The 26,580-nt window shown below is 72.9% G+C and carries 25 protein-coding genes and 1 riboswitch; of the genes, 11 read left to right on the top strand and 14 right to left on the bottom strand.

Annotated elements, in window-relative coordinates; genetic code table 11:
- Positions 1-21 precede the first annotated feature (21 nt).
- Positions 22-297, top strand: a complete 276-nt coding sequence (locus OG352_RS11245) for a hypothetical protein (protein WP_329216436.1) — start codon at positions 22-24, stop codon at positions 295-297.
- A gap of 11 nt (positions 298-308) precedes the next feature.
- Here OG352_RS11245 and OG352_RS11240 read toward each other — a convergent pair whose 3' ends face one another.
- The 5 genes from OG352_RS11240 to thiO all read right to left on the bottom strand — a co-directional run bounded on the left by OG352_RS11240 (position 309) and on the right by thiO (position 5,467).
- A complete protein-coding gene (locus OG352_RS11240) occupies positions 309-1,187 on the bottom strand; it encodes a deoxyribonuclease IV (RefSeq protein WP_329216434.1) in 879 nt (292 codons plus the stop codon).
- A gap of 34 nt (positions 1,188-1,221) precedes the next feature.
- Complete coding sequence (pknB, locus tag OG352_RS11235) at positions 1,222-3,195, bottom strand: Stk1 family PASTA domain-containing Ser/Thr kinase (protein ID WP_329216433.1); 1,974 nt, start codon at positions 3,193-3,195, stop codon at positions 1,222-1,224.
- 108 nt (positions 3,196-3,303) lie between these two features.
- Positions 3,304-4,098, bottom strand: coding sequence for a thiazole synthase (locus OG352_RS11230; RefSeq protein ID WP_329216432.1), 795 nt, complete (start codon positions 4,096-4,098; stop codon positions 3,304-3,306).
- Positions 4,099-4,103: 5 nt separating this feature from the next.
- A complete protein-coding gene (gene thiS / locus OG352_RS11225) occupies positions 4,104-4,304 on the bottom strand; it encodes a sulfur carrier protein ThiS (RefSeq protein WP_329216430.1) in 201 nt (66 codons plus the stop codon).
- On the bottom strand, positions 4,301-5,467 hold the full coding sequence (gene thiO / locus OG352_RS11220; RefSeq protein ID WP_329216428.1) for a glycine oxidase ThiO: 1,167 nt from the start codon (positions 5,465-5,467) through the stop codon (positions 4,301-4,303). The genes thiS and thiO overlap by 4 nt, the downstream gene beginning before the upstream one ends.
- Positions 5,465-5,576, bottom strand: a riboswitch (TPP riboswitch). Its footprint overlaps the gene before it by 3 nt.
- A gap of 85 nt (positions 5,577-5,661) precedes the next feature.
- Between thiO and OG352_RS11215 the strand changes: the two genes are divergently transcribed.
- From OG352_RS11215 to OG352_RS11190, 6 genes are all read left to right on the top strand, one after another.
- Positions 5,662-6,012, top strand: coding sequence for a hypothetical protein (locus tag OG352_RS11215; RefSeq protein WP_329216426.1), 351 nt, complete (start codon positions 5,662-5,664; stop codon positions 6,010-6,012).
- A gap of 32 nt (positions 6,013-6,044) precedes the next feature.
- A complete protein-coding gene (locus tag OG352_RS11210; protein ID WP_443072210.1) occupies positions 6,045-7,292 on the top strand; it encodes an NAD(P)/FAD-dependent oxidoreductase in 1,248 nt (415 codons plus the stop codon).
- A gap of 86 nt (positions 7,293-7,378) precedes the next feature.
- Positions 7,379-7,744, top strand: coding sequence for an Rv2175c family DNA-binding protein (locus OG352_RS11205; RefSeq protein WP_329216424.1), 366 nt, complete (start codon positions 7,379-7,381; stop codon positions 7,742-7,744).
- Positions 7,745-7,820: 76 nt separating this feature from the next.
- On the top strand, positions 7,821-8,468 hold the full coding sequence (thiE, locus tag OG352_RS11200; RefSeq protein ID WP_329216422.1) for a thiamine phosphate synthase: 648 nt from the start codon (positions 7,821-7,823) through the stop codon (positions 8,466-8,468).
- Between the two features lie 123 nt (positions 8,469-8,591).
- Positions 8,592-9,515, top strand: coding sequence for a methylenetetrahydrofolate reductase [NAD(P)H] (gene metF, locus OG352_RS11195; protein WP_329216420.1), 924 nt, complete (start codon positions 8,592-8,594; stop codon positions 9,513-9,515).
- 56 nt (positions 9,516-9,571) lie between these two features.
- Positions 9,572-10,675 (top strand): hypothetical protein, encoded by a 1,104-nt coding sequence (locus OG352_RS11190; protein WP_329216418.1) that lies wholly within the window; start codon positions 9,572-9,574, stop codon positions 10,673-10,675.
- An 85-nt stretch (positions 10,676-10,760) separates the two neighbouring features.
- Here OG352_RS11190 and OG352_RS11185 read toward each other — a convergent pair whose 3' ends face one another.
- The 5 genes from OG352_RS11185 to OG352_RS11165 form a co-directional block, all read right to left on the bottom strand.
- Positions 10,761-12,233: a phytoene desaturase family protein gene (locus OG352_RS11185; RefSeq protein ID WP_329216416.1), complete on the bottom strand. Its 1,473-nt coding sequence runs from the start codon at positions 12,231-12,233 to the stop codon at positions 10,761-10,763.
- Positions 12,234-12,280: 47 nt separating this feature from the next.
- The gene (locus tag OG352_RS11180; protein ID WP_329216415.1) at positions 12,281-12,895 is read right to left on the bottom strand and encodes a DUF4126 domain-containing protein; all 615 of its coding nucleotides are present in this window, start codon (positions 12,893-12,895) and stop codon (positions 12,281-12,283) included.
- A 441-nt stretch (positions 12,896-13,336) separates the two neighbouring features.
- Positions 13,337-13,963, bottom strand: coding sequence for a TetR/AcrR family transcriptional regulator (locus OG352_RS11175; RefSeq protein WP_329216413.1), 627 nt, complete (start codon positions 13,961-13,963; stop codon positions 13,337-13,339).
- Positions 13,964-14,006: 43 nt separating this feature from the next.
- The gene (locus OG352_RS11170; protein ID WP_329216412.1) at positions 14,007-16,091 is read right to left on the bottom strand and encodes a YhgE/Pip domain-containing protein; all 2,085 of its coding nucleotides are present in this window, start codon (positions 16,089-16,091) and stop codon (positions 14,007-14,009) included.
- Positions 16,063-16,878: an ATP-binding cassette domain-containing protein gene (locus tag OG352_RS11165; RefSeq protein ID WP_329216410.1), complete on the bottom strand. Its 816-nt coding sequence runs from the start codon at positions 16,876-16,878 to the stop codon at positions 16,063-16,065. The genes OG352_RS11170 and OG352_RS11165 overlap by 29 nt, the downstream gene beginning before the upstream one ends.
- A 174-nt stretch (positions 16,879-17,052) precedes the next feature.
- Between OG352_RS11165 and OG352_RS11160 the strand changes: the two genes are divergently transcribed.
- The 3 genes from OG352_RS11160 to OG352_RS11150 all read left to right on the top strand — a co-directional run bounded on the left by OG352_RS11160 (position 17,053) and on the right by OG352_RS11150 (position 19,397).
- On the top strand, positions 17,053-17,664 hold the full coding sequence (locus OG352_RS11160) for an SAV_6107 family HEPN domain-containing protein (RefSeq protein WP_329216409.1): 612 nt from the start codon (positions 17,053-17,055) through the stop codon (positions 17,662-17,664).
- A 224-nt stretch (positions 17,665-17,888) separates the two neighbouring features.
- Complete coding sequence (locus tag OG352_RS11155) at positions 17,889-18,716, top strand: methyltransferase (RefSeq protein WP_329216408.1); 828 nt, start codon at positions 17,889-17,891, stop codon at positions 18,714-18,716.
- A gap of 276 nt (positions 18,717-18,992) precedes the next feature.
- The gene (locus tag OG352_RS11150) at positions 18,993-19,397 is read left to right on the top strand and encodes a DUF3040 domain-containing protein (RefSeq protein ID WP_107444448.1); all 405 of its coding nucleotides are present in this window, start codon (positions 18,993-18,995) and stop codon (positions 19,395-19,397) included.
- Between the two features lie 110 nt (positions 19,398-19,507).
- Here the strand turns inward: OG352_RS11150 and OG352_RS11145 are convergent, their stop codons facing one another.
- From OG352_RS11145 to OG352_RS11130, 4 genes are all read right to left on the bottom strand, one after another.
- On the bottom strand, positions 19,508-22,009 hold the full coding sequence (locus OG352_RS11145; protein WP_329216406.1) for a transglutaminase TgpA family protein: 2,502 nt from the start codon (positions 22,007-22,009) through the stop codon (positions 19,508-19,510).
- A complete protein-coding gene (locus OG352_RS11140; protein WP_329216404.1) occupies positions 22,006-23,385 on the bottom strand; it encodes a DUF58 domain-containing protein in 1,380 nt (459 codons plus the stop codon). The genes OG352_RS11145 and OG352_RS11140 overlap by 4 nt, the downstream gene beginning before the upstream one ends.
- Positions 23,385-24,419, bottom strand: a complete 1,035-nt coding sequence (locus OG352_RS11135; RefSeq protein ID WP_329216403.1) for an AAA family ATPase — start codon at positions 24,417-24,419, stop codon at positions 23,385-23,387. The genes OG352_RS11140 and OG352_RS11135 overlap by 1 nt, the downstream gene beginning before the upstream one ends.
- Positions 24,420-24,658: 239 nt before the next feature.
- Complete coding sequence (locus tag OG352_RS11130) at positions 24,659-25,213, bottom strand: beta-class carbonic anhydrase (protein WP_329216401.1); 555 nt, start codon at positions 25,211-25,213, stop codon at positions 24,659-24,661.
- 330 nt (positions 25,214-25,543) lie between these two features.
- Between OG352_RS11130 and rsmH the strand changes: the two genes are divergently transcribed.
- Complete coding sequence (gene rsmH / locus OG352_RS11125; RefSeq protein WP_329216400.1) at positions 25,544-26,548, top strand: 16S rRNA (cytosine(1402)-N(4))-methyltransferase RsmH; 1,005 nt, start codon at positions 25,544-25,546, stop codon at positions 26,546-26,548.
- Positions 26,549-26,580: the final 32 nt, after the last annotated feature.

The following is a 26,580-nucleotide window of genomic DNA, read 5'->3' as shown; positions in this document are numbered from 1 at the left end:
ACAACCGTGCAAGGAGCCTCGATGACAGTCTTCAACGTGATCTTCTCGGAGGCCGCGGCGCGCGTGCGCGACAGTCTCCCGGACGACCGCCGTGAGCTGCTCCAGCGTGGCCTCGCCATAGTCTCCACGGACCCCCACACCAAGATCTCCTCGCCGATCTCCGGTGACGAGAACACCCGTTCCCTCGCACTGACCCACAGCATGGCCATCGAGTACGTCATCAGCGACGGGCTGCTGATCGTGCTCGTGGTGCACATCGTCGACACGTCCCAGGTGCTGTTCGAGAACGAGGACTGACATCCGGCGGCTCAGCCGTCCCGGAGTCTCTTCAGGCGTTCAACGTCCGCCGCGTGGCCCTCCTTGCCGCCGGGTGTCTCGATGATCAGGGGTACGCCCGCGGTCGCCGGGTGGGTCATCAGGGCGCGGAAGGGGTCCTCGCCGATGTGGCCGGCGCCGATGTTCTCGTGCCGGTCCTTGTGGGCGCCGACGACGTCCTTGGAGTCGTTGGCGTGGATCAGCTTCAGCCGGCCCTCGCCGACCGTGTCCACCAGCAGGTCCAGGGTCTGGTGCATGCCGGACGGGCCGGTCAGGTCGTGCCCGGCGGCGAAGATGTGACAGGTGTCGAGGCAGACGCCCAGCCTGGGATGGGCGTCCAGCGCCTCGAAGTACGGCCCGAAGTCCCAGGTCCGGGAGCAGAGCGAGGCGCCCTGGCCGGCCGTGGACTCCAGCAGCAGGAACGGGTCGTCGTCGTGGGTCAGCTCGTCCAGCAGCGGCAGCAGGTACTCGCGCACCTGCTTCAGCGCCACGGACCGGTCCCGCCCGCCCGTCGCGCTCCCCGTGTGCACGACCACGCCCAGCGCGCCGATCTCCCGCCCGCGGCGCAGCGAGTGCCGCAGGGACTCCACCGACTTCTCGGCCGTCGCCTCGGTGTGCGAGCCGAAGTTGATCAGGTACGGCGCGTGCACGTACGCCGGGACCGACCGCGCCGCGCACGCCTCCCGGAAGGCCTCGTCCTGCCGCGGGTTGCCGACGGGCGTGGCCCAGCCGCGCGGGTTGGCGACGAACACCTGGACCGTCTCGGCCTGGAGATCGTGCGCGTACGACATGCCCACGTCGTGCAGACCGCCGGCCACGGGGACATGGCCGCCGACGGGATTGCGGGAGGGGAAGGGGGCTTCAGGACTCACCCGGTCAGGGTGTCATGCCCCGCAGACCCGCCGGTCACCGGATGGTGATGGTGATCGTCGACCCCTTGGGCGCCGTGCCGCCGGCCTTCACGGACTGGCTCTTCACGGTGTCGCCGAACAGCCCGAGCAGCCCGCGGTCCTCCTTGACCTCGAACCCGGACTGTTCGAGGAGCGACTTGGCGTCGTCGACGCTCGCCCCCACCACGTCCGGGACCTCGACCATCTCCGGCCCCTTGGACAGCGTCAGCGTCACCGTGTCGCCGTCGGCGGCCTCGCCGCCCTTCTCCGGGGACTGCGCCGCGACCTGCCCCTTGCCGAACGCGGAGTTGACCTCCTCGGCGGAGACCCGCACCTTCAGGCCGGCCTCCTCCAGCTCGGCCTTGGCGGCGTCCAGGTCCTGACCCGTGACGTCCGGGACGTCGATCGGGCTGCCCTTGCTGACGACGAGGGAGACCGCCGTGCCCGCACGGCGCCGGCTGCCCGCCGCCGGGTCGGTGCTGATCACGAAGCCCTTGATGACGTCCTTGCTGAACGCCTCGGTGACCAGGCCCGGTTCCAGGCCGTCCGTCTTCAGCAGCGCCTCGGCCTTGTCCAGCCGGGAGCCCTGTACGTCCGGCACCTTCACGATCTCCGGGCCGCGCGAGACGGTGAGCGTCACGGAGTCGTGCTTGCGGATACGGGCGCCAGGCCCGGGGTCGGTGTCGATGACCGTGCCGCGCTTGGCGGTGTCGCTGTACTTGCGCTCGACCTTGCCGACCTCGATCCCGGCCGCCTCCAGCCGCTTCGTGGCCTCGGCCTCCTGCTGCGTCAGCACCGCCGGGACCTTGGTGAACTGCCCGGAGTTGATGTACCAGACGCCCGCACCGACCCCGAGCACCAGCAGGACGACGGTGACGACCGCGAGCACTCCGCGCCGGGGCCGGCCCAGGGAACGGCGCCGGGGAGGCAGCGGCGGCGGGCTCTGGAACCGGGAGGTCCGGTTGAGGTCGGCCACCCCGTCGTCCGACCCGTTCACGCTGTCGTAGCGGCCCTCGTAGTCGTCCTCGTTGACGGGCAGCGGGCGCGGCACGGTGAGCGAGCGCGGGATCACGCTCGTCCGGTCCTCGGCGATGTCGTGGCCGGCGGAGACGGCCTGCGGCGGCAGCGCGTCCAACTGCTCCTCGGTGAGCGGCGCGCGCGCCTCCCGCACCTGCCCGAGCAGCGCGACCGCGTCGTACGGCCGGACGGCGGGAGTGCGGGCGGTGGCGGCGGCGACCAGCTCGTCCAGCTCGAACGGCAGCCCGGGGACGAGGGCCGACGGCGGCGGAACGTCCTCGTGGAGGTGCTTGTAGAGCACGATCGCGGGGGAGTCCCCGTCGTGCGGCTTCTCGCCGGTGAGCATCTCGTAGAGCACGACCCCGCACGCGTACACGTCGACGCGGGGATCGGCGGCGCCGGGCTGCTCGATCTGTTCCGGGGCGAGATAGGCGACGGTGCCGAGCACGGCCCCGGTGGTGCTGGTGACGGTGTCCACGGACCGCACCAGCCCGAAGTCGGCGACCTTGACCCGTCCGTCGTCCCCTATCAGCACGTTCTCGGGCTTCATGTCCCGGTGCACGAACCCGGCCCGGTGCGCGGCGCCGAGCGCGGCGAGCACCGGCTCCAGGATGTCGAGCGCGGCCCGCGGCTGGAGCGCCCCGCGCTCGCGCAGCACGTCACGCAGCGTGCAGCCGGCGATGTACTCCATGGCGAGATAGACGTACGACCCGTCGGCACCCTGGTCGAACACCTGAACGACATTCGGGTGGGCGAGGCGGGCGACGGACTTCGCCTCACGGATGAACCGGTCGACGAACGCGCCGTCGGCGGCGAGCGCCGGATGCATCACCTTGAGCGCGAGCACGCGGTCGAGGCGGGTGTCCACGGCCCGGTAGACCGTGGCCATCCCGCCGACGGCGATCCGCGCCTCGACGCGATACCGGCCGTCGAGCACCTGCCCGACCAGAGGGTCCTGAAGGGTCGTGTCCACGCAGGTGAGTGTACGAGCCGTCACTGACACCGCCGCGGCCTCCACCGTGATCGACCCCTGACTGCAGCCGACCTGTGACGCGAACCGGAGGGTGACGGGTGGCTGGATTCAGAACGCGGGGCGCTCCGGGTCCAGCGCCGCCAGGCCCTCCGCGGGGGACGACGCCTCCGCGAAGTAGCGCCGGGGGATCCGGCCGGCCAGGCGGGCCAGCCTGCCCGCCTTGACACCGGCCCGCATCGCCGACGCCATCCGCTCGGGATCCCTCGCCCGCGTCACCGCCGACGCCAGCATCACCCCCGCGCACCCCAGCTCCATCGCCAGCGCCACGTCCGACGCCGTACCGGCCCCCGCGTCCAGGATCACCGGCACGCGCGCGTGCTCGACGATCAGCTGGAAGTTGTGCGGGTTGCGGATGCCCAGGCCGGAGCCGATCGGCGAGCCCAGCGGCATCACCGCCGCACAGCCCACGTCCTCCAGCTTCCGGGCCAGCACCGGATCGTCGTTCGTGTACGGCAGCACCGTGAACCCGTCGTCCACCAGCGTCTCCGCCGCCTCCAGCAGCTCGACCGGGTCCGGCAGCAGCGTCCGCTCGTCGGCGATGACCTCCAGCTTGACCAGGGACGTGCCCAGCGCCTCCCGCGCCAGCCGGGCCGTCAGCACCGCCTCCCCGGCCGTGAAGCACCCCGCCGTGTTCGGCAGCACCCGGATGCCCAGCCGCTCCAGCACCGACAGCACCGAACCGTGCACCGAAGGGTCCACGCGTCGCATCGCGACCGTGGTCAGCTCGGTCCCGGAGGCGACCAGCGCCCGTTCCAGCACCTCCAGACTGGGCGCACCGCCCGTACCCATGATCAGCCGGGACGAGAAGGACGTACCCCCGAGGACGAAGGGATCGTCGGCCATGGCGGTCAGCCTCCCTGCACGGCGGTCAGGACTTCCACCCGGTCGCCGTCGCACAGCGCCGTCGCGGGCCACTGCGCGCGCGGGACGACCGTTTCGTTGAGCGCGGCGGCCACCCCGGCGGGCGCCGGGGTCAGGGCTCGTACGACGCTGTCGAGAGCCGTGCCGGGAGCGAACTCCCGCCGCTGACCGTTCACCGAGATGTTCATGCGGGCTGCTCCGAGAGTGCGGCGGCGCAAAAGCGCCGGGGGGTGAAGGGGCGGGCCTCGTCCGGGAGCTCACCGGTGGCCAGGGCGTGCGCCATCGCGTCGCCGGTCACCGGCGTCAGCAGCACGCCGTTGCGGTAGTGGCCGGTGGCCAGCAGCAGCCCCGCCAGGCCGGTCGGCCCGAGCAGCGGCGCGTTGTCCGGGGAGCCGGGGCGCAGGCCCGCGCGGGTCTCCGTCAGCGGCAGCTCGGTGATCCCCGGCACCAGCTCATGGGCGTCGCGCAGCAGTTCGTACACGCCCCCCGCCGTCACCGTCGTGTCCCAGCCCAGCTCCTCGCTGGTCGCGCCCACGACCAGCTCGCCGTTCTCGCGCGGCACCAGGTAGACCTGGCTGCCGCGCACCACGGCCCGTACCGTCCGGCTCAGGAACGGCGCGTACCGCTTCGGCACGGTCAGCCGCAGCACCTGCCCCTTCACCGGCCGTACGGGCGGCAGCACGTCCGCGGGGACCCCGGCCAGCCGCCCGCTGAGGCTGCCGCCGGCGAGCACCACCTGCTCCGCCGCCAGCGCCGTACCGTCCCGGGTGACGACCCCCGCGGCCCGCTCGCCCACGACCGAAAGACGCTCGGCCCACGTGCGCCGGAAGACCACGCCCGCCCGCTCGCACGCGGCCAGCAGCGCCCCGGCCAGCCGACGCGGATCGACCTGGTGGTCGCCGTCCACCCGCAGTCCGCCGCGCACCCCCGGCGCGAGCATCGGCTCCAGGCGCCGGCACTCCCGGCCCGACAGCCACTCCGACTCCAGCCCCGACTGCCGTTGCAGGGTGTGCAGTTCGCGCAGGTGGGCGCGGTCGTCGGAGTCCAGCGCGACCGCGAGCGTGCCGCAGCGCCGGTAGCCGAGGTCGTGGCCGGTCAGCTCCGTCAGCTCCGCCACGAAGTCCGGATAGCGGCGCGCCGACGCGAGATTGAGCCCGAGCAGGGTCTGCTCGCCGTGGTGCAGTTCCGTGACGGCGGCCAGCATCCCGGCCGCCACCTGGGCGGCCCCGCCGCCCGGCGCCGGGTCGACCACCGCCGTGGCGAAGCCGCGCTGCGCGGCCCGCCAGGCCGTGACCAGCCCGATGATCCCGCCCCCGATGACGAGGACGTCTGACGTACGTGGAGACGACATGGGCGTCCAGCCCCTCCCTTCGCCGGCATGACCCGGATCAGGTTCGTACGGTCGGAGGCCGCCAGCCTCCCTCTCAGCCCGGTGCGTCCGGGCTCCCGCGAGTGCTCTACGTTGGCCACCCTAGCCCGACGTCTCGCGTCTCGGTAAGGCCGTGTGTCCCCGTGCCGTGCGTCCCAGTGAGGGAGACTTCGCCCGTGTCCCGTTCGCTCGACGGCCTCGTCCTCGCCCCCGTCGCCGACCAGGCCCCGGGCCAGGTCGGCACCCGCACCCGCTTCACGTACCGCGAGCGGGACGGCGTGATCTGGGCGGACTACGCGGGCGGCGACGTCGTACGCGGCCACCTCGTGGGTACCCGGCGGGGGGACCGGCTCGACTTCCGGTACGTCCAGCTCGAGCACGACGGGACGACGTCCTCGGGGCACTGCGTGTCGACGGTCGAGGAGCTGCCGGACGGGCGGGTGCGGCTGGCGGAGACCTGGGAGTGGGAGTCGCGGGAGGGCGCCGGCACCAGCGTTGTGGAGCAGGTCACGGAGCACGACGGCTGACTGACGAACAGTCAGCTGTCTAAGGTGATCAGGTGAGCGAGCAGAGGCACGAAGAAGGCGGCCCGGCCGGGCGGCGCGTGGTGGTCGTCGGCGCGGGCATGGCCGGGGTGCAGACCGCCGTCGCCCTGCGCGAACAGGGCTTCGACGGCACGGTGACGCTGATCGGCGCCGAACCCCACCAGCCCTACGACCGGCCCCCGCTGTCCAAGGCCGTCCTGCTCGGCAAGGCCGAGCACTCCGCCTTCGACGTCGACTTCGAGGGCCTCGGCATCGAGCTGGTCCTCGGCCGCGAGGTCCTCGGCCTGCGCCCCGCCGACCACGAGCTGGACACCGGGACCGGCCCCGTCCCGTACGACGTCCTCGTCCTCGCCACCGGCGCCGAACCGGTCCGGCTGCCCGGCACCGAGGGCGTGCCCGGCGTGCACCTGCTGCGCACCCTGGACGACGCCGAACGGCTGCGGCCCGTGCTCGCCCGGCAGCACGACGTCGTGGTCGTCGGCGCCGGCTGGATCGGCGCGGAGTTCGCCACCGCCGCGCGCGCGGCCGGCTGCGCGGTCACCGTCGTCGAGGCCGCCGACCGGCCGCTGGCGGGCGCGCTGCCCGCCGAGGTGGCCGCCCCGATGACCGCCTGGTACGCCGACAACGGCGTCGACCTGCGCACCCACGCGCGCGTGGCGCGTGTCGAGGCCGGCGCGGTCGTCCTCGACGACGGCTCGCGGCTGCCCGCCGAGGCCGTCGTGGTCGGCATCGGCGCCCGCCCCGCCACCACCTGGCTGGCCGGCTCCGGCATCGAGCTCGGCGCGCACCGCGAGGTCGTGGCCGACGCCTGCCTGCGCACCTCCGTACCGGACGTGTACGCGGTCGGCGACTGCGCCTCCTTCCCTTCGGGAAGGTACGGCGAGCGGCTCCTCGTCCACCACTGGGACAACGCCCTCCAGGGGCCGCGCACGGTCGCCGCGAACATCCTCGGCGCCGCCACCGACGAGCCCCCGGCCGTCTACGACCCCGTCCCGTACTTCTGGTCCGAGCAGTTCGGCCGCTTCGTCCAGTACGCCGGCCACCACGCCGCCGCCGACAGCACCCTGTGGCGCGGCGACCCGTCCGGACCGGCCTGGACGGTGTGCTGGCTGCGCGAGGACCGTCTGATCGCCCTCCTGGCCGTGGGCCGCCCCCGCGACCTCGCCCAGGGCCGACGGCTGATCCAGGCGGGCCGCCGCATGGACGCGGAGGCACTGACGGACCCGGCCCGCCCCTTGAAGGACGCGACCGCGACCTCCTAGGCGCCGCACCCGAACGGCGACCCACCGGGCCCCCGGCGGAGCACCTCCGCTTCCGACTGTCAGTGGCAGATGGCAGGCTTGTTCCCGTGACCGAGATTGACGCAAAGATCGATGCTCTCGTCCCCGCCTGGCTCACCGTGCCCGACATCGCGGAAATGCTCGATGTCGAGGTGACGCGTGTCCGCCAGCTGCTGAAGGAGGGACAGGTGATCGCCGTACGCCGAGGCGAGAACCGCGCGCTGCACGTCCCCGCCGCCTTCATCGACGGGGACAAGGTGGTGAAGGGCCTTACCGGGACCCTGACCCTGCTGCGGGACGACGGGTTTTCGGACGAAGAGATGCTGGAGTGGCTGTTCACTCCCGACCCGAGCCTGCCCGGTACTCCGGCGCAGGCCCTGAGTGAGAATCGCGGCACGGAGGTGAAGCGCCGCGCCCAGGCGCTCGCCGTCTGAGCCGAGATTCGAACCATCACCCGGTGTACGGGGGCCCGCCCGCCCCCGTACGCCACCACCCTGGGGGGACCTTCGTATGCCCGACACCGCCCGCGCCCGCCTCGCCGACGCCCGGCTCTACCTCTGCACGGACGCCCGCACCCGCCAGGGCGACCTTCCGGAGTTCCTGGACGCGGTCCTCGCGGGCGGCGTAGACATCGTCCAGTTGCGCGACAAGGGCCTGGAGGCGGCCGAAGAGCTGGCACACCTGAAGGTGTTCGCCGACGCCTGCGCCCGGCACGGCAGGCTGCTCGCGGTCAACGACCGCGCGGACGTCGCCCACGCCGCCGGCGCCGCCGTCCTGCACCTGGGACAGGGCGACCTGCCGGTCCCCGCGGCCCGCGCGATCCTCGGCGACGACGTCCTCATAGGCCGCTCCACGCACGCCGAGGCGGAAGCCGAGGCCGCCGCGGTCCAGGAGGGCGTGGACTACTTCTGCACCGGCCCGTGCTGGCCCACCCCCACCAAGCCCGGCCGCCACGCCCCCGGCCTCGACCTGGTCCGGCACACGGCCTCCCTCGGCACCGACCGCCCCTGGTTCGCCATCGGCGGGATCGACCTGGCCAACCTGGACGAGGTACTGGCGGCGGGCGCCCGCCGGGTCGTCGTCGTCCGCGCGATCACGGAGGCGGACGACCCCGGCGCCGCGGCGGCGGAGTTCGCGAAGCGGCTGGGCGAGGCGTAGCCCCGTCGCCCAGCCTTCGGCGTCCCCCGTACGGCTGTCCAAGGGATGGACAACAAGTCGACAATCCGGGCAAAATCACCGCATCCGGTTGGGGGACCGGCCACCCCTGACTAACCTGCGGGTATGGCCCTAGGAACCGCATCCACCAGGACGGACCGCGCGCGCACCGTGCGCGACATCCTGGCGACCGGCAAGACGACGTACTCGTTCGAGTTCTACGCGCCGAAGACGCCCAAGGGTGAGCGCAGCCTGTGGGACGCGCTGCGCAGGGTCGAGGCGGTCGCCCCCGACTTCGTCTCGGTGACGTACGGTGCCGGCGGCTCCACGCGGGCGACCACGGTCAGGGAGACCCAGCAGATCGTCGTGGACACCACCCTCACGCCGGTCGCGCACCTCACCGCCGTGGACCACTCCATCGCCGAACTGCGCAACATCATCGGCCAGTACGCCGACGCAGGGATCCGCAACATGCTCGCCGTGCGCGGCGACCCGCCCGGCGACCCGATGGGCCCCTGGGTGCCGCACCCACGAGGCCTGACGTACGCCGCCGAACTCGTCCGGCTCATCAAGGAGTCGGGCGACTTCTGCGTGGGCGTCGCCGCCTTCCCCGAGATGCACCCGCGCTCCGGCGACTGGGACATGGACGTCACGCACTTCGTCGACAAGTGCCGGGCCGGCGCCGACTACGCCATCACGCAGATGTTCTTCGATCCCGAGTCCTACCTCCGGCTGCGCGACCGGGTCGCGGCGGCCGGCTGTGTGACTCCGGTCATCCCGGAGGTCCTTCCGGTGACGAGCGTGAAGATGCTGGAACGCCTGCCCACGCTCAGTAACGCCCACTTCCCGGACGCCCTGAAAGAGCGGATCCGCACAGCCAAAGACGATCCGGCCGCTGTACGCTCCATTGGCATCGACTTCGCCACGGAGTTCTGCGCACGGCTGCTGGCCGAGGGAGTGCCCGGACTGCACTTCATCACGCTCAACAACTCCACGGCGACGCTGGAAATCTACGAGAACCTGGGCCTGCACCATCCGCCGCAGGCCTAGACCGGTCGCACCGGATTGAGACACACTGCGTAGCGGCCACTGGGAGAGGGGCGTACATGGGCTGGACGGTCCTCTACATCGCGTTCGGAATTGTCGCGCTGTGGCTGCTCGGTGAGGTGCTGCTCCAGTACAAGGCGCGGTTGCGCTGGCGACTGCTGGCCTTCGTGGGCTTCCTCGGCGTCGTCTTCGGTGTCCTGATCCCGTCGGTCGTCGTCATCGCGCTGGGCGCGGTCGCCTTCGCGGTCGGCCAGACCTACGTCACCCTCTCGTTCCGGCGCGGATTCGCGGAGGGCTGGGCCTTCCGGCGCACCGACACTGACGCGGACTCGGATGCGGCCGAAGGGAAGAGCAGCGGGATCGGCGGCAGCCTCGGCATCGGCGGCGGCCTGGGCATCGGCGGCGGCAAGCTGACCAAGCGCCGCCGCGGCAAGGGCGAGCGCCAGGACCCGAACCTCGAGGGCTCCGACCTGGCGGCGGCCCAGACCGCTCCCGACTCCGACGGGCCGTACGGTGCCGACGACATGGCGTTCGGCCAGGGCGGCAACGCCTTCGGCGACCGGAACACGTTCGGCGACGACGACTACGACCGCGACGACGTCTTCACGCCCGCGGCCCGCGGCGGCGACCCCACGGCCGCCGGGAACGCCTCCGTCTACGAGCCGCAGCCCCTGCCCGACGACACCGGCACCTACGGCATATACAGCGACGCCGCGTACGCGGCCGCGAACGGCCAGGCCCCGCCGCAGGAGCAGGACCAGTACGCGGCGACCGCCCAGGGCGCGGACCAGAACTACGGATACGACACGTACGCCGGCTACCACCAGCAGCAGTACGGCTACGACGCCACCGGCGAGCAGCAGTACGCCGCCTACTCCGACCCGTACATCGGCACCCAGACCTACGGCGGCGGCTCCTACGACGCCGGCTACGGCCAGCAGCAGTACGGGCAACAGGGCTACGGCCAGGACCAGTACGGCACCGGCGGCTACGGGGAGACCCCGGCCGGCGGCGTCTGGGTCCCGCAGCAGCGCAACACCGACGACCCGCTCGGCGCCGAATTCCCGCCCGAGCAGCAGCAGTACCCGTACCAGGGCGACGGACAGCAGCAGGGGCAGCAGCAGGGCCAGGGCAACGGTTTCGACGAGCAGTATCGGTTCTGAAGTGCTCAGGTTCTGAGCAGCGGTATCGGTTCTGACGGCCGCGTTCGTCCCCGGGGCGCCGCCCGCCCGGCGCGCTGCCGGGGGCTCACTGCGAGCCCCGGAACTCCGGTCCCTCCACGATCAGGCCGGACACCAGCGCGCCCGACATCCCCGCGTGCGGGAGCCCGCCGCCCGGGTGCGACCATCCGCCGACGGTGAACAGGCCTTGCAGGCCCGTGGAGTTGCCGGGGTGCAGCAGCCGGCCCCCGGCCGCGGCCAGCGCGGGCGCCGGGACGGCCCCGCCCGCCGCGCCGGTCTCCCGCCCGACGTCGGCGGGGGTGCGCACCTCCCGCCACAGCACGCGGTCCCGCAGTCCGGGAACGGCCCGCTCGGCGGCGGCGATCAGCGCGTCCACCTGTTCGTCGCGTATCTCCGCCCCGGCGGGGACGACGGCGCTGAGGGTGACCGCCTCATGGTCGCCGTCCGGGATCAGCCCGGGGTCGTCGGGCCGCACGACCGTCGCCGTCGGTTGCGCGGGCACCGACGGCGTCGTACCGAACAGGCTCTCCAACTCGCCCTCGCGGTCCGCCGTGTGCACCACCGTGCGGTGCGCGGTCCCTTCCGGCCGGGCGCCGCGCAGTGCGAGCAGCACGGTCAGACGGCTGGGCAGGCCCTGTTGCGGGGCTACTTCGCCCTCGGCGCGAGCGGGCAGACCGTCGGCGCTGCCGGGGGCGAGCACGAAGTCCGCCTCCGCGACCGTGCCGTCGGATCGCTCCACGCCCGCCGCGCGGCCGTCCTTCTCCAGGACCCGGGTGACCTCGGCGTCGAAGACGAACTCGACGCGGCGCGCGAGACACCGCTCGTACACCGCGCGGGCCAGCTCCCGCATCCCCCCGCGCACGTACCAGGTGCCGAAGGCGTGCTCCATGTACGGCAGGACGGCCGCGCTGGCCGGGGCGACCCGTGGATCCAGGCCGTACGCGAGCGCGTGGCTCTCGAGAAGCGCGGCGAGCCGGGGATCGCGCAGCTCCCAGGCGCCGACCTCGGCGAGGGTGCCCGCCTGCCGGGTGCGCAGCAGCCGCTTGTGCGGGACCGCCGGGTAGGGCTCGCGGTCGGCCAGCACCGACCAGTTCGGCCACAGGGGCTCCTCCAGGAGCGGGCGGCGGGTGCGGTCCCAGGCCTCGCGGGCCCGGACCAGGAAGTCGCCCCAGCGCTGCCCGGCCCGCGCCCCGAGCGCCTCGTCCAGCGCCGAGACGACCCCCGCGCGCGAGGCGTTCGGCAGGGACACCTCGGTCCCGTCCGCGAACACGTGCCGGGCCGACGGGTCGACCTGGACCAGCTCGACGCAGGCCTCCAGCGGCTCCTTGCCGGTCTTGACGAACAGGTCGCGGTAGACGGCGGGCAGGGGCAGCAGACCCGGGCCGGTGTCGAAGCCGAAGCCGTCCCGCTCGAAGCGGCGCACCGCTCCGCCGTACGTCTCCGTCCGCTCGTACACCGTCACCCGGTGGCCCGCCACGGCCAGCCGGGCAGCCGCCGCCAGCGCGCCCATCCCGGCGCCGATCACCGCAATCCGTCCCATGCCCGCGACTTTATCGGCCACCACTGACGCGGCTCACCGGCGGTGGCTCACCAGGGCGGGGACTCCGTCCGCCCCGTCAGGCGCCGTTCCTCCCGCCGCTGCGCCCTGCGCCGCAGGAAGCGGCGGATCCGTGAGACCAGGAAGAACAGGACCGTCAGACCGGCCAGCAGCAGGCCGCCCGCGATGATCGCCGCCGCGCCCGGGTGGAACATCGCGAACGTCACGATCCCGGCGACCCCGAGATCCTCCGCCAGGCTCACGAGCACGTTGCTGAACGGCTCCGGCGAGGCGTTGACCGCCATCCGGGTGCCCGCCTTGACGGTGTGGCTGGCCAGCGCCGTGGAACCGCCCAGCAGCCCCGCCGCCACGTCCGGGAGCGAACCGCTCTGCCCGGCGAGCAGCGCGCCCACCCAGGCCCCGGCCAGCGGCCGGATCACCGTGTGGACCGAGTCCCACGCCGAGTCGACGTAGGGAATCTTGTCGGCGACGGCCTTGCACAGGAACAGCACGCCCGCGGCGACGAGCACCTCGGGGCGTTGCAGCGTCTGCGGCACGTCGTCGCTCAGACCGGTCGCGCCGAAGACGCCGAGGAGCAGCACCACCGCGTAGGCGTTGACGCCGCTGGCCCAGCCGCTCGTGAAGACCAAGGGGAGTACGGACACGGACGCGATCGTAACCAGTCGGCGGTGCGGCGTCCTGGGGGTGCGTGCGCAGCTCTGAGTACGCGTACTCAGTGGGTGAGTTGAGTACGCGCGCGGATGGGGGCCGACCTGCGCGAAGGAGAGAGTGGAGGCACGGAGAAGGGGCACGGCTCCGGCACCGGCGACACGGGGCGCCGGAACGGAGCGGCCCTCGATCCGCTCCTTCCGCCGGCCAGTTCGGCGGGAGCGAGGCACGGGGGGTGGCACCCCGGGGGAACGACCGCACGGGGGAACAACGGGGGAGGTAACGGGGGAACGGGGGAAACGGGGGGAGCATGCGGAAGCGCCGGTTCGAGGCGGCCCACGGGGTACGTGGCCACCGACGGACCGGCGCTTTCGTGTTCCTGCCGGTTGCACGCGCGCGTGCGGTCCTTCGTAGCCGTACGCGCGCGTGCCGCCCGGTCAGCGGCGACCGCTCGCCCGCCCCTGTAACAGCCGCGACAGCGCCGAGTGGACGTCGTCCAGGGACCGTTCCGACTGGAAGGCCTGCCAGTCCAGAGCGGCCACCAGCACCATGCCGACCAGCGCGGACGCCGTCAGCGGTACGTCGATCTCGTCGCTGAACTCGCCGTTCTCGATGCCCTCGCGCAGCACCCCCTCCACCACGGACACCGCCTCCTGCCGCACCACCATGAGCGTGGACTGCCAGGCCCGGTTGGTGCGCCACAGCTCGGCCACGTAGAGCTGGGTGAAGGACGGGTAGCGTTCGATGAAGACGAGCCCCGCGCGGACCATCGCGTCCAGGGCGTCGACCTTGCCGCCGCCCTCCCGCGCGGTGCGCTCGGCGGCCTCCCGCAGCGAGGCGGTGAGGAGGCCCACGCCGTGCCTCAGCAGCTCCTCGAAGAGGACGGACTTGCTCGCGAAGTTGTAGTAGACCGTGCCCTTCGCGACGCCGGCCCGTTCGGCGATCTCGTCCACCGTGGTCGCGGAGAAGCCCTGTTCGGCGATGAGCGTGACGGCGGCCTCGTAGAGCTTCTGCCGGGTGGCCTCGCGGCGGGTGCGGCCGCCCGGGGTGGTGCTGCTTTCCATGGTGCTGATTGTCACAGGAACCCTGCCTCCCGGCTGCCTGTCTTCACAGGCTGAGCTCCGGATGCAGTCGGTCGAGTGTCCACACCTGGCGGCGGTGCGCCGACAGGGCGGTCAGCGCGAGGGCGCCCGCGGTGAACGCGGTGAGCACCACGCACGCGTGCCACACCGGTGCCAGCTCGCCGCCCGTGATGAGCCTCCTGAGGGCCTCGACGACGTAGCTCATCGGCAGGAAGGGGTGCAGCGCGTTGAAGAAGTCCGGGCTGGTCTGCACCGGGTACGTGCCGCCCGCCGACGTCAACTGCAGCATCAGCAGGGCGAGTACGAGAATCCGGCCCGCCGCTCCGAAGCGCGCGTTGAGCCACTGTATGAGGGCCGCGAAACATGCCGTCACGAGGAACAGGAAGCCCACCGTGCCGGCCGCCCGCGCCATCTCCAGGCCGATCGCCCAGTGCAGCACGGCCATCAGGGCCGTCGTCTGGAGCACCCCGATCGCGACCACCGGCAGCCAGCCCGCCAGCGCGATCCGCCACGCCGAGGCCCCCGAGGCGAGCGCGCGCCGGTTCATCGGCGCGATCAGCATGTACGCCACCATCGCGCCCACCCACAGCGACAGCGGGATGAAGTACGGGGCGAAACCGGTGCCGTAGTTGGGCGCCTTGTGCAGATCCTGCGAGGCGAGCCGTACGGGGTCGGCCATGACGGCGGTGCGCGCGTCGCGCTGCTTCGCGTCGTAGTCGGGGATCTGCTCGACGCCGTCGTGCAGACCGTCGGCGAGCTTCCCGGAGCCGTCGGAGAGCTTGAACATGCCGCCGTTGAGGTCCTCGGCGCCCGTCTCCAGCTTGCCGACGCCGTCGTCCAGGTCGACGGAGCCCGTCTTGGCCGTGCCGAGGCCGGTGTTGAGCTTCTTGGCGCCCCTGGCGACCTTCGCGGCGCCCGTGTTGAGCGCGTTGACCTTGGACACGGCGTCGTCGAGGTCCTCGGAGAGGTGCGGGGAGCTGTCGGCGAGCGACTTGGCCTGCTTCTGGAGGGCGGCGAGGTTCGTGCGGAGCGTCTTCAGGTCGCCGTCCTGGTCGGCGATCAGCGTGTTGAGGTCGTCGGCGACCTTCGCCACGTCGGCGGCCGCGTCCTTGGCCTTCTTCAGGTCGGCGCACGCCGGGTCGGGCAGCACCTGTGTCTCGCAGCGCGCCTCGTAGACGGCGGCCAGCGTGTCGGAGGCCGTGCGGGCGCCCTCGGCGGCGGTCGGGGCCGCCTTCACCAGGATCTCCAGGTTGTCGCCGATCACCTTGGCGGAGTCGGCGACCAGCCGGGCGGTGTCCCCGATGGTCTTCTCGTTGTCCTCGAGGAAGGGCCCCAGCGTGTCGGCGACCCCGTTGACCTTGTCGGCGAGCTTCTGGGTACCGTCCGCGACCTTCTGCGAGCCGTCCTGGAGGCTGTCGGCGCCCTTGTCGAGCTTCGTCAGGCCCTTCGCCAGCTTGCCGCTGCCGTCCTTGGCGTCGCTCAGCCCGTCGGCGAGGTCCTTGGAGCCCGCCTCGGCCTTCCCGATGCCGCCCTTGAGGTCGTCGGCCCCGTCGGCGGCCTTCGCGGTCGCGCCGTGGATGTCGGAGAAGGACACGAAGATCTTGTCGAGGAAGGACCGCGAGGCCTTCGTGGACGCGGCCGTGCGCACCTCGCCGAAGACCGTCCGCGAGATCTGCCCGACGATGTAGTTGTTCGCGTCGTTCGTGCGCACCTGGAGGGCGCTCGTCTCGGGGGAGTCGCCCGCACTGGAGGCGATGCGCCGGCTGAAGTCGGCCGGCATGGTCAGCGACAGGTAGTACCTGCCGTCCTCCACGCCCGCGCGTGCCTCGGCGGCACTCACCTCGTGCCAGTCGAAGACCTCGCTGTCACGCAGGCCTTTCGTGATCTCGTCCCCGGCGCTGAGCTTCCTGCCGTCGGCGGTGGCCCCCTTGTCGTCGTTCACGAGCGCCACGGGGATGCGGTCGAGCCTGCCGTACGGGTCCCAGAAGGACCACAGGTACAGCGCGCCGTACAGCAGGGGCAGCAGCAGGAGCGCGACGAGCGCGGCCCGGGGGAGCTTGCCCCGGCCGAAACGCCGGAGCTCAAGCGCGGCCAGTCTCGGCGAGCGCATCGGCCTTCTCCTCTTCCCGCTCGGTCTCTGTATCGGTGTCGGTGTCCGCCTGGGTGGCGGTCACCGTGTCGGTCACCGTCTCCTGGGCGGTCGCGTCGGCGTCCGCGCGCGTGGAGAGCGCGACGGTGCCCTCGGGGGCCTCGGCGCACACCGCGAGGACGGTCGTCCCCGCCTCGGCGAGGGACCTGAGCAGCGCCCAGGCCGCTTCCCGCTCGGCGCCCGTCAGCTTCAGGTCGACGTCGTCGACGCCGAGCAGCCCGGGGCGTCCGATGAGCGCCAGCGCCACGGACAGCCGCAGGGCTTCGAGCCGCTCCAGATCGCGGACGGCGGTCCGCGAACCCTTGGGCAGAGCCTCGCGGTCGAGCCCGGCGGCGTCGAGCGCGGCGTCGATCCGCAGCCCCGACTCCGTCGCCCGCTCCGCGCGCGGGCGCAGCAACTCCCGTACGGAGCCGCCGAACCGCCGTTGCAGCAACGCCCGTTCGCGCAGGTGCTCCCCGACGGTCAGGGACGGGTCGAGGTCGGTCACACCGGTGACGTGGGCGAGCGCGGCGACGCGCCGCACGGCCGCCAGCCGCTTCGGCAGCCGCGTCCCGCCCACGGTCGCCGTCCCCTCGGTGGCCTTCATCCGCCCGGTGAGGGCGAGCAGCAGGCTCGTCCGGCCGGAGCCGGAGGGCCCCTCGATCGCGATCAGCGAGCCCGGCTCCGCGTCGACGCCGATGCCTCGGAACGCCCAACCGCGAGGGCCTCGGAGCCCGAAGCCGTCGGCGCTGACACCGACTCCGTCCACAGGTCCCCCAAGGATCCCGAATTGAACTGACTGGTCAGTGCAGAAATTAGCCCGAACTCCCGATCGAAGCAAAACCCCAGGTCAGAACGGATTGTCAGTGGCATACCGCACGATGGGCACATACGGCACACCCGTATGAAGGCGTGCCGTCACACAGACGACCGGAGGTTCGTCATGGCCAACCACCACGCAGCCGCCGCACACCGGCGCCGCGCCACCGGCCCTGCCCCCTCACTCACCGGCCCGGCGAGCGACGTGCACCCCGTGCTGCGCCGCACCACGGCCCCGCCGGCCGCCCTCGACCTGCTCGCCCAGGCCCGCGCCGGGCTGGACGAGGCGGCAGTCCTCGACACCCCCAACGAGAGCTACGCCACGGCCCACCTCGCGGCCTTGCGCACCGCGGCGGCCGTCCTCGCCGCCCGGGGCCGCCCGGACCCCTCCCCGCGCCGCCGGGCCCGCATCCGCAGCGCCTGGGAAGTGCTCCCCGAGATAGTGCCCGAACTCACCGAGTGGAGCGCGCTGTTCGCCTCCGGGGCCCCGCGCCGCGCCCGGGCCGAGGCGGGCATCGAGGGCGCGGCGACCCGCCGGGACGCCGACGACCTGATCCGCGACGTGGCGATGTTCCTCCGCCTCGTCGAACGCATGCTGGTCCTCCAGCCGATCCTGCCGCAGCCACGCCAGGAGGGGCGCCAGGAGGCGCATCGGGAAGGGCGCCGGGAAGGTCACGGGGAAGGGGGTGAGCCGGGCGGCTCCGGCGCGGTGCGCGACCTGCCGGACGCGGGCTGAGGCGCGCCGCCGGACCCGGGCCGGTGCACCCCGCCGCCGTGACGCGCGGGCGACGCCACCGTGACCGGGCGAGGCGCCGGAGGCCATGCGGAGGCAATAGGGTGGAAGACGCCTGAAGCCTCCCCCCGGCCCGCCCGCCCGCACCGCGGCCGGGCCGGACCCGGGGAGGCAGCCCGTTCGCTCCGCCGCGCAAGAGGCGGTGCCGCGCCGAGGAGTCAACTGCCGTGTCGGACCCGATGCGCCCGCCCGTCTCCCACCCCAGCACGCGACCGACGCCGCAGCGCTCCGCCCCCTCCCGGCCCCGCGCCTCACTCCGCACCGCCGTGGTCTGGGAGGTCCTCCAGGACGCCCTCGAACGCCGGGTCAAGGCGACCGGCCGTGCGTCGCTGGACGTCCTCGACACCGGCGGCGGCAGCGGCAACTTCGCGGTGCCCGTCGCCCTCCTGGGGCACCGGGTCACCGTCGTCGACCCCAGCCCCAACGCGCTGTTCGCCCTGGAGCGCCGCACCGCCGAGGCCGGCGTCGCCGACCGTGTGACGGGCGTCCAGGGCGACGCCCACGGCCTCTTCGACGTCGTCGACCGCGGCGGCTACGACGCCGTCCTGTGCCACGGCGTCCTGGAGTACGTCGACGACCCCGCCGAGGGCGTCCGCAACGTGGTGGCCGCGCTGCGCCCGGAGGGCGTCCTCAGCCTCCTCGCCGCCGGCCTCGGCGGAGCCGTGCTCGCGCGCGCCCTCGCCGGCCACTTCAAGGAGGCCCGCCAGGCACTTACCGGCCCCGACGGCCGCTGGGGCGCCGGCGACCCCGTGCCGCGCCGCTTCACCGCCGAGCAGCTCACCGAACTGGTCGAGGGCGCGGGCCTCAGGGTCGGCGCCGTACACGGTGTGCGGGTCTTCGCCGACCTCGTCCCCGGCGTCCTCGTGGACACCGAGCCGGGCGCCCTGGAGGCCCTGCTGAAGCTGGAGGAGGCCGCCGCCGAACTCCCCGCCTTCCACTCCGTCGCCACCCAGCTCCACGTACTCGGGGAGACGCGGGGGACCGAAGCGACCTGAGCGCCTCCCGGGGCGTACCCCTGATCAGGGCCTTGGCCGCGCATGGAGTACGCCACAGGCCCCCCGTTCGGGCGCAGTGCGCCGTATGATCTAAGGAGACCGCCCGGCATGACGGGTCGGCCGCCGGGGAATGGAATCCTCAGCGAGCCGGGACGTCCATGACGGGCTCCGGTTGGCCAATTGGCGTAGAGGGGCGGGTTTCACGGGGGCGATTCCCTGCCTATCCTGAAGGGACCCCCCGGGTCGCCCCGGCGACTGCACGATGAGGAGGACTCCGTGCCGCTCTCGGAGCACGAGCAGCGCATGCTCGAGCAGATGGAGCGAGCGCTGTACGCCGAAGATCCCAAGTTCGCGTCGGCGCTCGAGGGAAGCGGGCTGCGTACGTACACCCGGCGGCGGGTCTACCAGGCGGTCGCTGGCTTCCTCGTGGGAATCGCGCTCCTCATGGCCGGTATGGTCGCCAAACAGGTCTGGCTGAGCGTGGTGGGCTTCCTCGTCATGCTGGGCTGTGCGGTGCTCGCCGTGACCGGCTGGCGCAAGGCACCCAAGCCGGGCGAGCAGGCCGCGGCCGGCGCCCCGGGCGCCCCGCACACCCGAGGCCAGGGCCGGCAGAAGCGCTCCATGATGGACCGGATCGAGCAGCGCTGGCAGCGCCGGCGTGACGAACAGGGCGGCCACTGACACCGCCCACGTACCAACAGCGTTGAGGGGGCGACCACCCGGCCGGGTGGTCGCCCCCTCACGTATGTGCCGCTACCGCCGGTGCCCGGCCGCCCAGCGGCCGTACTCCCTCAGCCGCCGCTCTGCTGGCCGGACGGCCGGCGCACCAGGGCCGTCAGACGGGCCGTCCAGGACGCCTTGAGGGCCGTCCAGCGGTCGGCGAGGTCCCAGACCGCGCGGACGGCCGAACGCGGCGCCGCCACGGCACGCACGCGTGTGCTCCAGCCGGCCTTCTCCCGCAGGGCCGCCCGGACCGTACGGACCTCGTCGGCCAGCCCGGCCTCGGCCCTCGGCTGCGGGGCGTACAGCACCTGCTCCACGGCGCCCGCGACCCGGTGCACCGCACGGCCCACCGTCTCGTCCAGCTCGCCGATCCGGACGATCCGCGCCGCCGCGCGCCGCGGGGTCAGCGCCTCGTCCGGCTCGATGCCGTAGTCCCAGGCCGTGTCGGTGAGCTCGCGCCACACCGCCAGGACATGACCGACGGCCGCATCGCCGGCCTCGCCCGGCGGCACGTCCAGCAGCACCGCGGGACCGGCGTCGTCCGCCCGCCCGCCGTCGCCGCCCTTGCGCCGGCCCGGGGGCGACCCGGCCGCCGCGGACGCGGAGTGCTGGGCGGACGCCAGCCGCACCGAACGCCGCCGCAGCCGCCACAGCATCGGCAGCAGCGGCAGGCCGAGCAGCGCGACCCCCAGCAGGGTCCAGCCGGCGATCTCGTACCACGGGGTACCGCCGCCGCCCTGGCCCGCCTGGTTCACCGGCAGCGCGCCCGCGCAGCCCTCCAGCTTCTTGTCCTGGGCCGAGCAACTGGTGCTCGCCGAGGGCTGGGCCGACGGCGCCGCGTCCGCCGAACGCGAGGCCTGCGGCAGCTGGGGAACCGTGTCGCCCGACGTGTCCGGCAGCGTGTACGTGGGCGTCGTGCCCCGGGTCGGGGTCGGCTCGAAGCGGGTCCAGCCCACGCCCTCGAAGTACAGCTCCGGCCAGGCGTGCGCGTCCTTCAGGCTCACCGCCACCGAACCGTCCGCCTGCGGGGAACCCGGCGCGAAGCCCACCGCGACCCGCGCCGGTATGCCCAGCGTGCGGGCCATCGCGGCCATCGCGAACGAGAAGTGCACGCAGAAGCCCTGCTTGTCCCGCAGGAAGCGGGCGATCGCGCCCGGACCGCTGCCCACCTCGACCTGGGTGTCGTACTCGAAGCCGCCCGTCACCGCGAAGTAGTCCTGGAGCGCGACCGCCTTCTCGTAGTCGCTCGCGGCGTCCTTGGTGATCTCACGGGCCTGCTCCGCCACCACCGTCGGCAGGGAGTCCGGGACCTTCGTGTAGTCCCTGAGCACCGAACCGGGCGCCTTCGGGGCAGAGGCCAGTTGCTCCGCCGTCGGCTGCACGTCGAGGCTCGTCACCTGGTACGTCTTGCCGCTGGTGTTCTGGCCGTGGTCGCCGACGAGGGTCATACCGACCGGCTCGTACCGCCAGTTGCCCTTGACCTGCACGCCGCTGGGCGGGTAGGGCATGGGCAGCCAGTCCTGGCGGTAGTCCTGGGCGGCCGCGATCCGGGTCGTGATCTCCGTGCGTTTGACGCCGGGGCCCAGGCCGGTGGGCGTGGGGAACTCGTCCGGCACGGTGACGATGTGGCGCTTCGCCGGCTTCCACGTGGTGCCGTCGAAGTCGTCCAGCGACACGATCCGCAGGTACAGGTCGGACGTGTTGCTGGTGTTGGTGCGCAGGGTCAGGATCGTGCGGTCCTCGTCCACGTTCAGACTGTCGCGCAGCGACACCAGCGGGTTGACCGCGGAGATCGTGCCCCCGCTGCCGTTGCCCGCGCCCACACCGGTGCCCGCCCCGCCCAGCAGGCCGCCCTGTATCGCAGGCAGCGGCAGCAGCGGCACCGCCAGGGCGACGCCCAGCGCGGCCATGCCGATGCGCCGGCCGGTGCGCACCGGGGCCACCGGACCCGGCGGCCCGCCCGCGCCGCGCGCGGCACCGCCGAAGACCCGGCCCCACTGCGAGAGCCGCTCCCGGCCCTCGGCGAGCAGCAGCATCAGATAGCCGGCGGCGGCGGCCAGGAACCACAGCCAGTCGGCCGCCCCGTCGGACAGGCCCGCGGCGACCGAGTACAGCGCCAGCAGCGGCAGCCCGGCCGGGGCCGCGTTGCGGAACGTCACCGCGAGGGTGTCCACCGCCAGGCCGATCACCAGCACCCCGCCGAGCACCATCAACTGGATGCCGTCGGACAGCGGGGCCGGTATCGCGTACCGCCCCACGTCGTCGGCGCCCGACCGGAGCAGGTCGCCGAAGTGCCGGAAGGCCTCCGGGCCGGGGACCAGACCGGCGACGGCGTGCTCCCGGGCGAAGACCACGGTCAGCAGCATCAGCGTGACCAGGGTCTGGGCGGCCACGGTCAGCGGCCGGGCCAGCGGCACCCGCCGGGTCGCCGCGCCCACCCCGGACTGGATCGCCAGCAGGAACACCGCCTGGAGCAGCCACGTCGCCGGCTCCACCAGGGGCAGCAGGGCGCACGAGGCCAGCAGCGTCGCCGCCGCCGAGCACAGCGTCAGTCGAGCCCGCCCGCTCATCCGCTTCCCTCCCCGCCGCTCGCCGCGCTCGCCGTCATCACGCCCGCCCGGTCGCGGTCCGCCTGACGCCACAGCTCGTTCACCGAAGCGCCCCGCGGCACGCTCACGGCCGTCCAGCCCGCCTCGCGCAGCAACCGCAGCCGCTCCTCCTGCCTCTTCATCGGATCGGGACCGCCGTTCGGTTCACGAATCCAGCCCTCGCCGTCCAGCAGGAAGGCGACCGCGCCTCCGCTGCGCTGGCGCATCTTCGCGGCCACCGCCGCCTGCTCCTCGTCGAGATCGCCGAGGAAGGCCACCAGCAGCCCTTCGTTGCCGCCGCGCAGCACGTCGTACGCTCGGGACAGGCCCGTGCCGTCGGAGTGGTCGACCACCGCGAGGGTGTCCATCATCAGCCCGGCCGCGTCCGCCGACCCCTGGTTCGCGCCGGCGAACCCGTCGGCGCCCTCGCCGGGCACCGAGTCGCCCGTGTCCGTCAGCAGCCGTACGGAGAAGCCCCGTTCGAGCATGTGCACCAGCACGGACGCGGCGCCCGAGACCGCCCACTCGAAGGCCGAGTCCGGGCCCGCGCCCTCGTAGGCCAGGCCCCGGGTGTCCAGCAGCACCGTGCAGCGGGAGCGCTGGGGCTGTTCCTCGCGGCGCACCATCAGCTCGCCGTAGCGCGCGGTGAGGCGCCAGTGCACGCGGCGCAGGTCGTCGCCATAGCGGTAGCCGCGCGGGATCACGTCGTCCTCGCCGGCCAGGGCCAGCGAGCGCTGCCGTCCGTCGCCGTACCCCTTGGCCTCGCCGGTCAGCCGGACCGGCGGCAGCGCCTCGACGCGCGGAATCACCGTCAGCGTGTCGTACGTCGAGAAGGAGCGGGTCAGTTCGCACATGCCGAACGGGTCGTTCAGGCGCAGTTGGAGCGGGCCCAGCGGGTAGCGGCCGCGCAGGTCGGAGCGGACCCGGTAGGACACCTCGCGGCGGCCGCCCGCCTCCACCCGGTCCAGGACGAAGCGGGGGCGCGGGCCGAGCACGTACGGCACCCGGTCCTGGAGCATCAGCAGGCCGGTGGGCAGCCGCGAGACGTTGTCCATCCGCAGATGGACGCGGGCCTCGCTGCCGGCGGGCACGCGCGCGGGGGAGAGCCGGCGGCTGCCGGCCACCCGGTAGCGGGTGCGGTAGACGACGGCCGCGCAGATCAGCGGCAGGGCGGACAGCAGCAGCCCGACCCGCAGCAGGTCGGGCTGTCCGAGCACATAGGCGCAGACGGCGGCCGCGATGCCGGCGGCCAGGAAGGAGCGGCCGCGGGTGGTCAGACCGGCCAGGGCAGTCCGCGCGCCGCCCTTCTCGCCCTCAGCGCGGCCGGCGGACGGCTGCCCGGTCCCCCCGGCGGCCATCACAGCCTCCGCGACTGCTGCTGGCCGTAGGCCTGCGTGCCGTGGCCCAGCCCGTACCCGTGCTGCTGGGGGGCCGCGGGCACCGGGGTGCGCTGGATGATCTCCTCGACGACCTGCTCCGCCGTGCGGCGGTTCAGCTGGGCCTGCGCGGTGGGCAGCAGACGGTGGGCGAGGACGGCCACGGCCAGGTTCTGCACGTCGTCCGGCAGCGCGTAGTCCCGGCCGCTGAGGGCGGCGGTCGCCCTGGCCGCGCGCACCAGATGCAGCGTCGCGCGCGGGGAGGCGCCGAGTCTGAGGTCGGGGTGGGTGCGGGTGGCGGTGACCAGGTCGACCGCGTAGCGGCGGACCGACTCGGCGACGTGCACACCGCGCACGGCGTCGATCAGCTTCAGGATCTCGTGCGCGTGCGCGACCGGCTGGAGGTCGTCCAGGGGGCTGGCCCCGCCGTGCACGTCGAGCATCTGCAGCTCGGCCTCGGGGCTCGGGTAGCCGATGGAGACGCGGGCCATGAAGCGGTCGCGCTGGGCCTCGGGCAGCGGGTAGGTGCCCTCCATCTCGACCGGGTTCTGGGTGGCCACCACCATGAACGGGCTGGGCAGCTCGTACGTCGTCCCGTCGATCGTGACCTGGCGCTCCTCCAGCGACTCCAGGAGCGCCGACTGCGTCTTGGGCGAGGCGCGGTTGATCTCGTCGCCGATCACGATCTGCGAGAAGATCGCGCCCGGCTTGAACTCGAACTCCCGGCGCTGCTGGTCCCAGATGGACACCCCGGTGATGTCCGAGGGCAGCAGGTCGGGCGTGAACTGGATACGGCGCACCGAGCAGTCGATGGACTTCGCCAGCGCCTTGGCGAGCATCGTCTTGCCGACGCCCGGCACGTCCTCGATCAGCAGATGCCCCTCGGCGAGGAGCACGGTCAGCGAAAGCCGTACGACCTCGGGCTTGCCCTCGATCACTCCTTCCACCGAACTGCGGACACGCTCCACAGTGGCGGTCAGATCTGTGAGGCTCGCTCGCTCGTCATAGGTCGTCACCCGGCCCTCCTCGGCCCAAAACTTTCTCCGGGCCGACGCTCTGTGCGGCAAACCGGCCCACCCCGAATCACGGACGCCGTTCGCAAAGTGCTCAGCGTGGCGTCACACCCGCATTCTTGCTGCCGTTACCGATTCGTGTCACTCGCCTGTGGACAACTGTCCGCGATATGTCGGTGTTATGGCTAATCGGGTGCCCGAGGGGTGGAAATCCACAGCGTAACGACAGTGATTACGGGCGATCACGCCTGATCGCGAGGGTCGATCTCGCGCAGCAGACCCGTCTTCACGTCGAACACGAAGCCGCGCACGTCGTCGGTGTGCACCAGGAACGGCGAGGTGCGCACCCGCTGCATCGACTGCCGGACGTCCTGGTCGACGTCCCGGAAGGCCTCCACGGCCCAGGCCGGACGCTGGCCGACCTCCATCTCCAGCTCGTGCCGGAACTCCTCGGTGAGGGTCTCCAGGCCGCAGCCGGTGTGGTGGATGAGGACGATGCTGCGGGTGCCGAGCGCCCGCTGGCTGATGGTGAGGGAGCGGATCACGTCGTCGGTGACGACCCCGCCCGCGTTGCGGATGGTGTGGCAGTCGCCCAGCTCCAGCCCGAGCGCGGCGTGCAGGTCGAGCCGGGCGTCCATGCAGGCCACGATCGCGACGTGCAGGACGGGACGGGCGTCCATCCCGGGGTCGGAGAACGCGGCGGCGTACTGTTCGTTCGCCTCGACGAGGCGGTCCGTGACGGCGCCCGCGATTATGGCGCCTTCGGGCCCTGCGGGAACCGATGCAGAAGTCGTCATAACCATGACGGTACTGGTCACGCTTGTTCCGGTCGTCCTGTGAGAAGGGAAAAAGAGCGTCATCATGGTCTCTTTGTGAGGTAAGCCACAAGGCTGTGCGCAGGGGTGCCCCGCACGGGCCGCGCCGCACAGGCCGGTTGATTGACCGCGAGACACCGTGGACTAAAGTGACGCGAAGCGGGAGGCGACGATCTCCCTGCTGGACTGAATCCCGTGAGACCCCGGCCCGGTTGCCGGAGATCTCCCCGCGGCGCCGGCAGGCCTTCCCTTCCTGAGGGGGCGTTGACCCGGCGGTGCGTACACCCCGCTGGATCTGAGAGGGCCCCAATAGTGGAAGGGCGCGAAGCGCATTCGAACAAGGGTGGCGGCGGGCGACGGGAGGGACAGAGTCGACACGTCCCGGTGATGCTCCAGCGGTGCCTGGACCTGTTGGCCCCCGCCATCCAGCGGCCCGGAGCGGTCGTCGTCGACTGCACGCTCGGTCTCGGCGGGCACAGCGAGGCCCTGCTGACGCAGTTCCCCGAGGTCCGGCTCGTCGCCCTCGACCGCGACAAGGAGGCCCTGCGCCTGTCCGGTGAGCGCCTCGCCCCCTTCGGCGAGCGGGCCACCCTGGTGCACGCGGTCTACGACGAGCTGCCCGACGTACTGGAAACGCTCGGCCTCGCGCGCGTGCAGGGCGTTCTGTTCGACCTCGGCGTCTCCTCCATGCAACTCGACCAGGCCGACCGGGGCTTCGCCTACGCCCAGGACGCGCCGCTCGACATGCGCATGGACCAGACGACCGGCGTCAGCGCCGCCGAGGTCCTCAACACCTACCCGCCCGGCGAACTCGTCCGGATCCTGCGGGCGTACGGCGAGGAGAAGCAGGCCAAGCGGATCGTGTCCGCGGTCGTGCGCGAGCGTGTCCAGGAGCCGTTCACCAACAGCGCGCGGCTCGTCGAGCTGATCCGCAACGCACTGCCGCAGGCCGCCAAGCGCACCGGCGGCAACCCCGCCAAGCGCACCTTCCAGGCGCTGCGCATCGAGGTCAACGGCGAACTCTCCGTCCTGGAGCGGGCGATCCCGGCCGCCGTGCAGACGCTCGACGTGACCGGGCGGATCGCCGTCCTGTCGTACCACTCGCTCGAAGACCGGCTGGTCAAGCAGGTGTTCGCGGCCGGCGCCGCCAACACCGCGCCGCCCGGGCTGCCGGTCGTCCCCGAGCGCTACCAGCCCCGGCTCAAGCTGCTCACCCGTGGTGCCGAACTTCCCAGCGAGGAAGAGGTCGCCGAGAACCGGCGCGCCGCCCCGGCACGACTGCGCGGGGCCGAGCGAATCAGGGAGTCCATCGAATGACGGGCGTGAGCCGAGGGTCCGCAACTCCACCT

Origin of the sequence: Streptomyces sp. NBC_01485, from assembly GCF_036227125.1 — a bacterium.
Taxonomy (GTDB): domain Bacteria; phylum Actinomycetota; class Actinomycetes; order Streptomycetales; family Streptomycetaceae; genus Streptomyces.
This window is presented reverse-complemented; position numbering and strand designations above follow the sequence as displayed.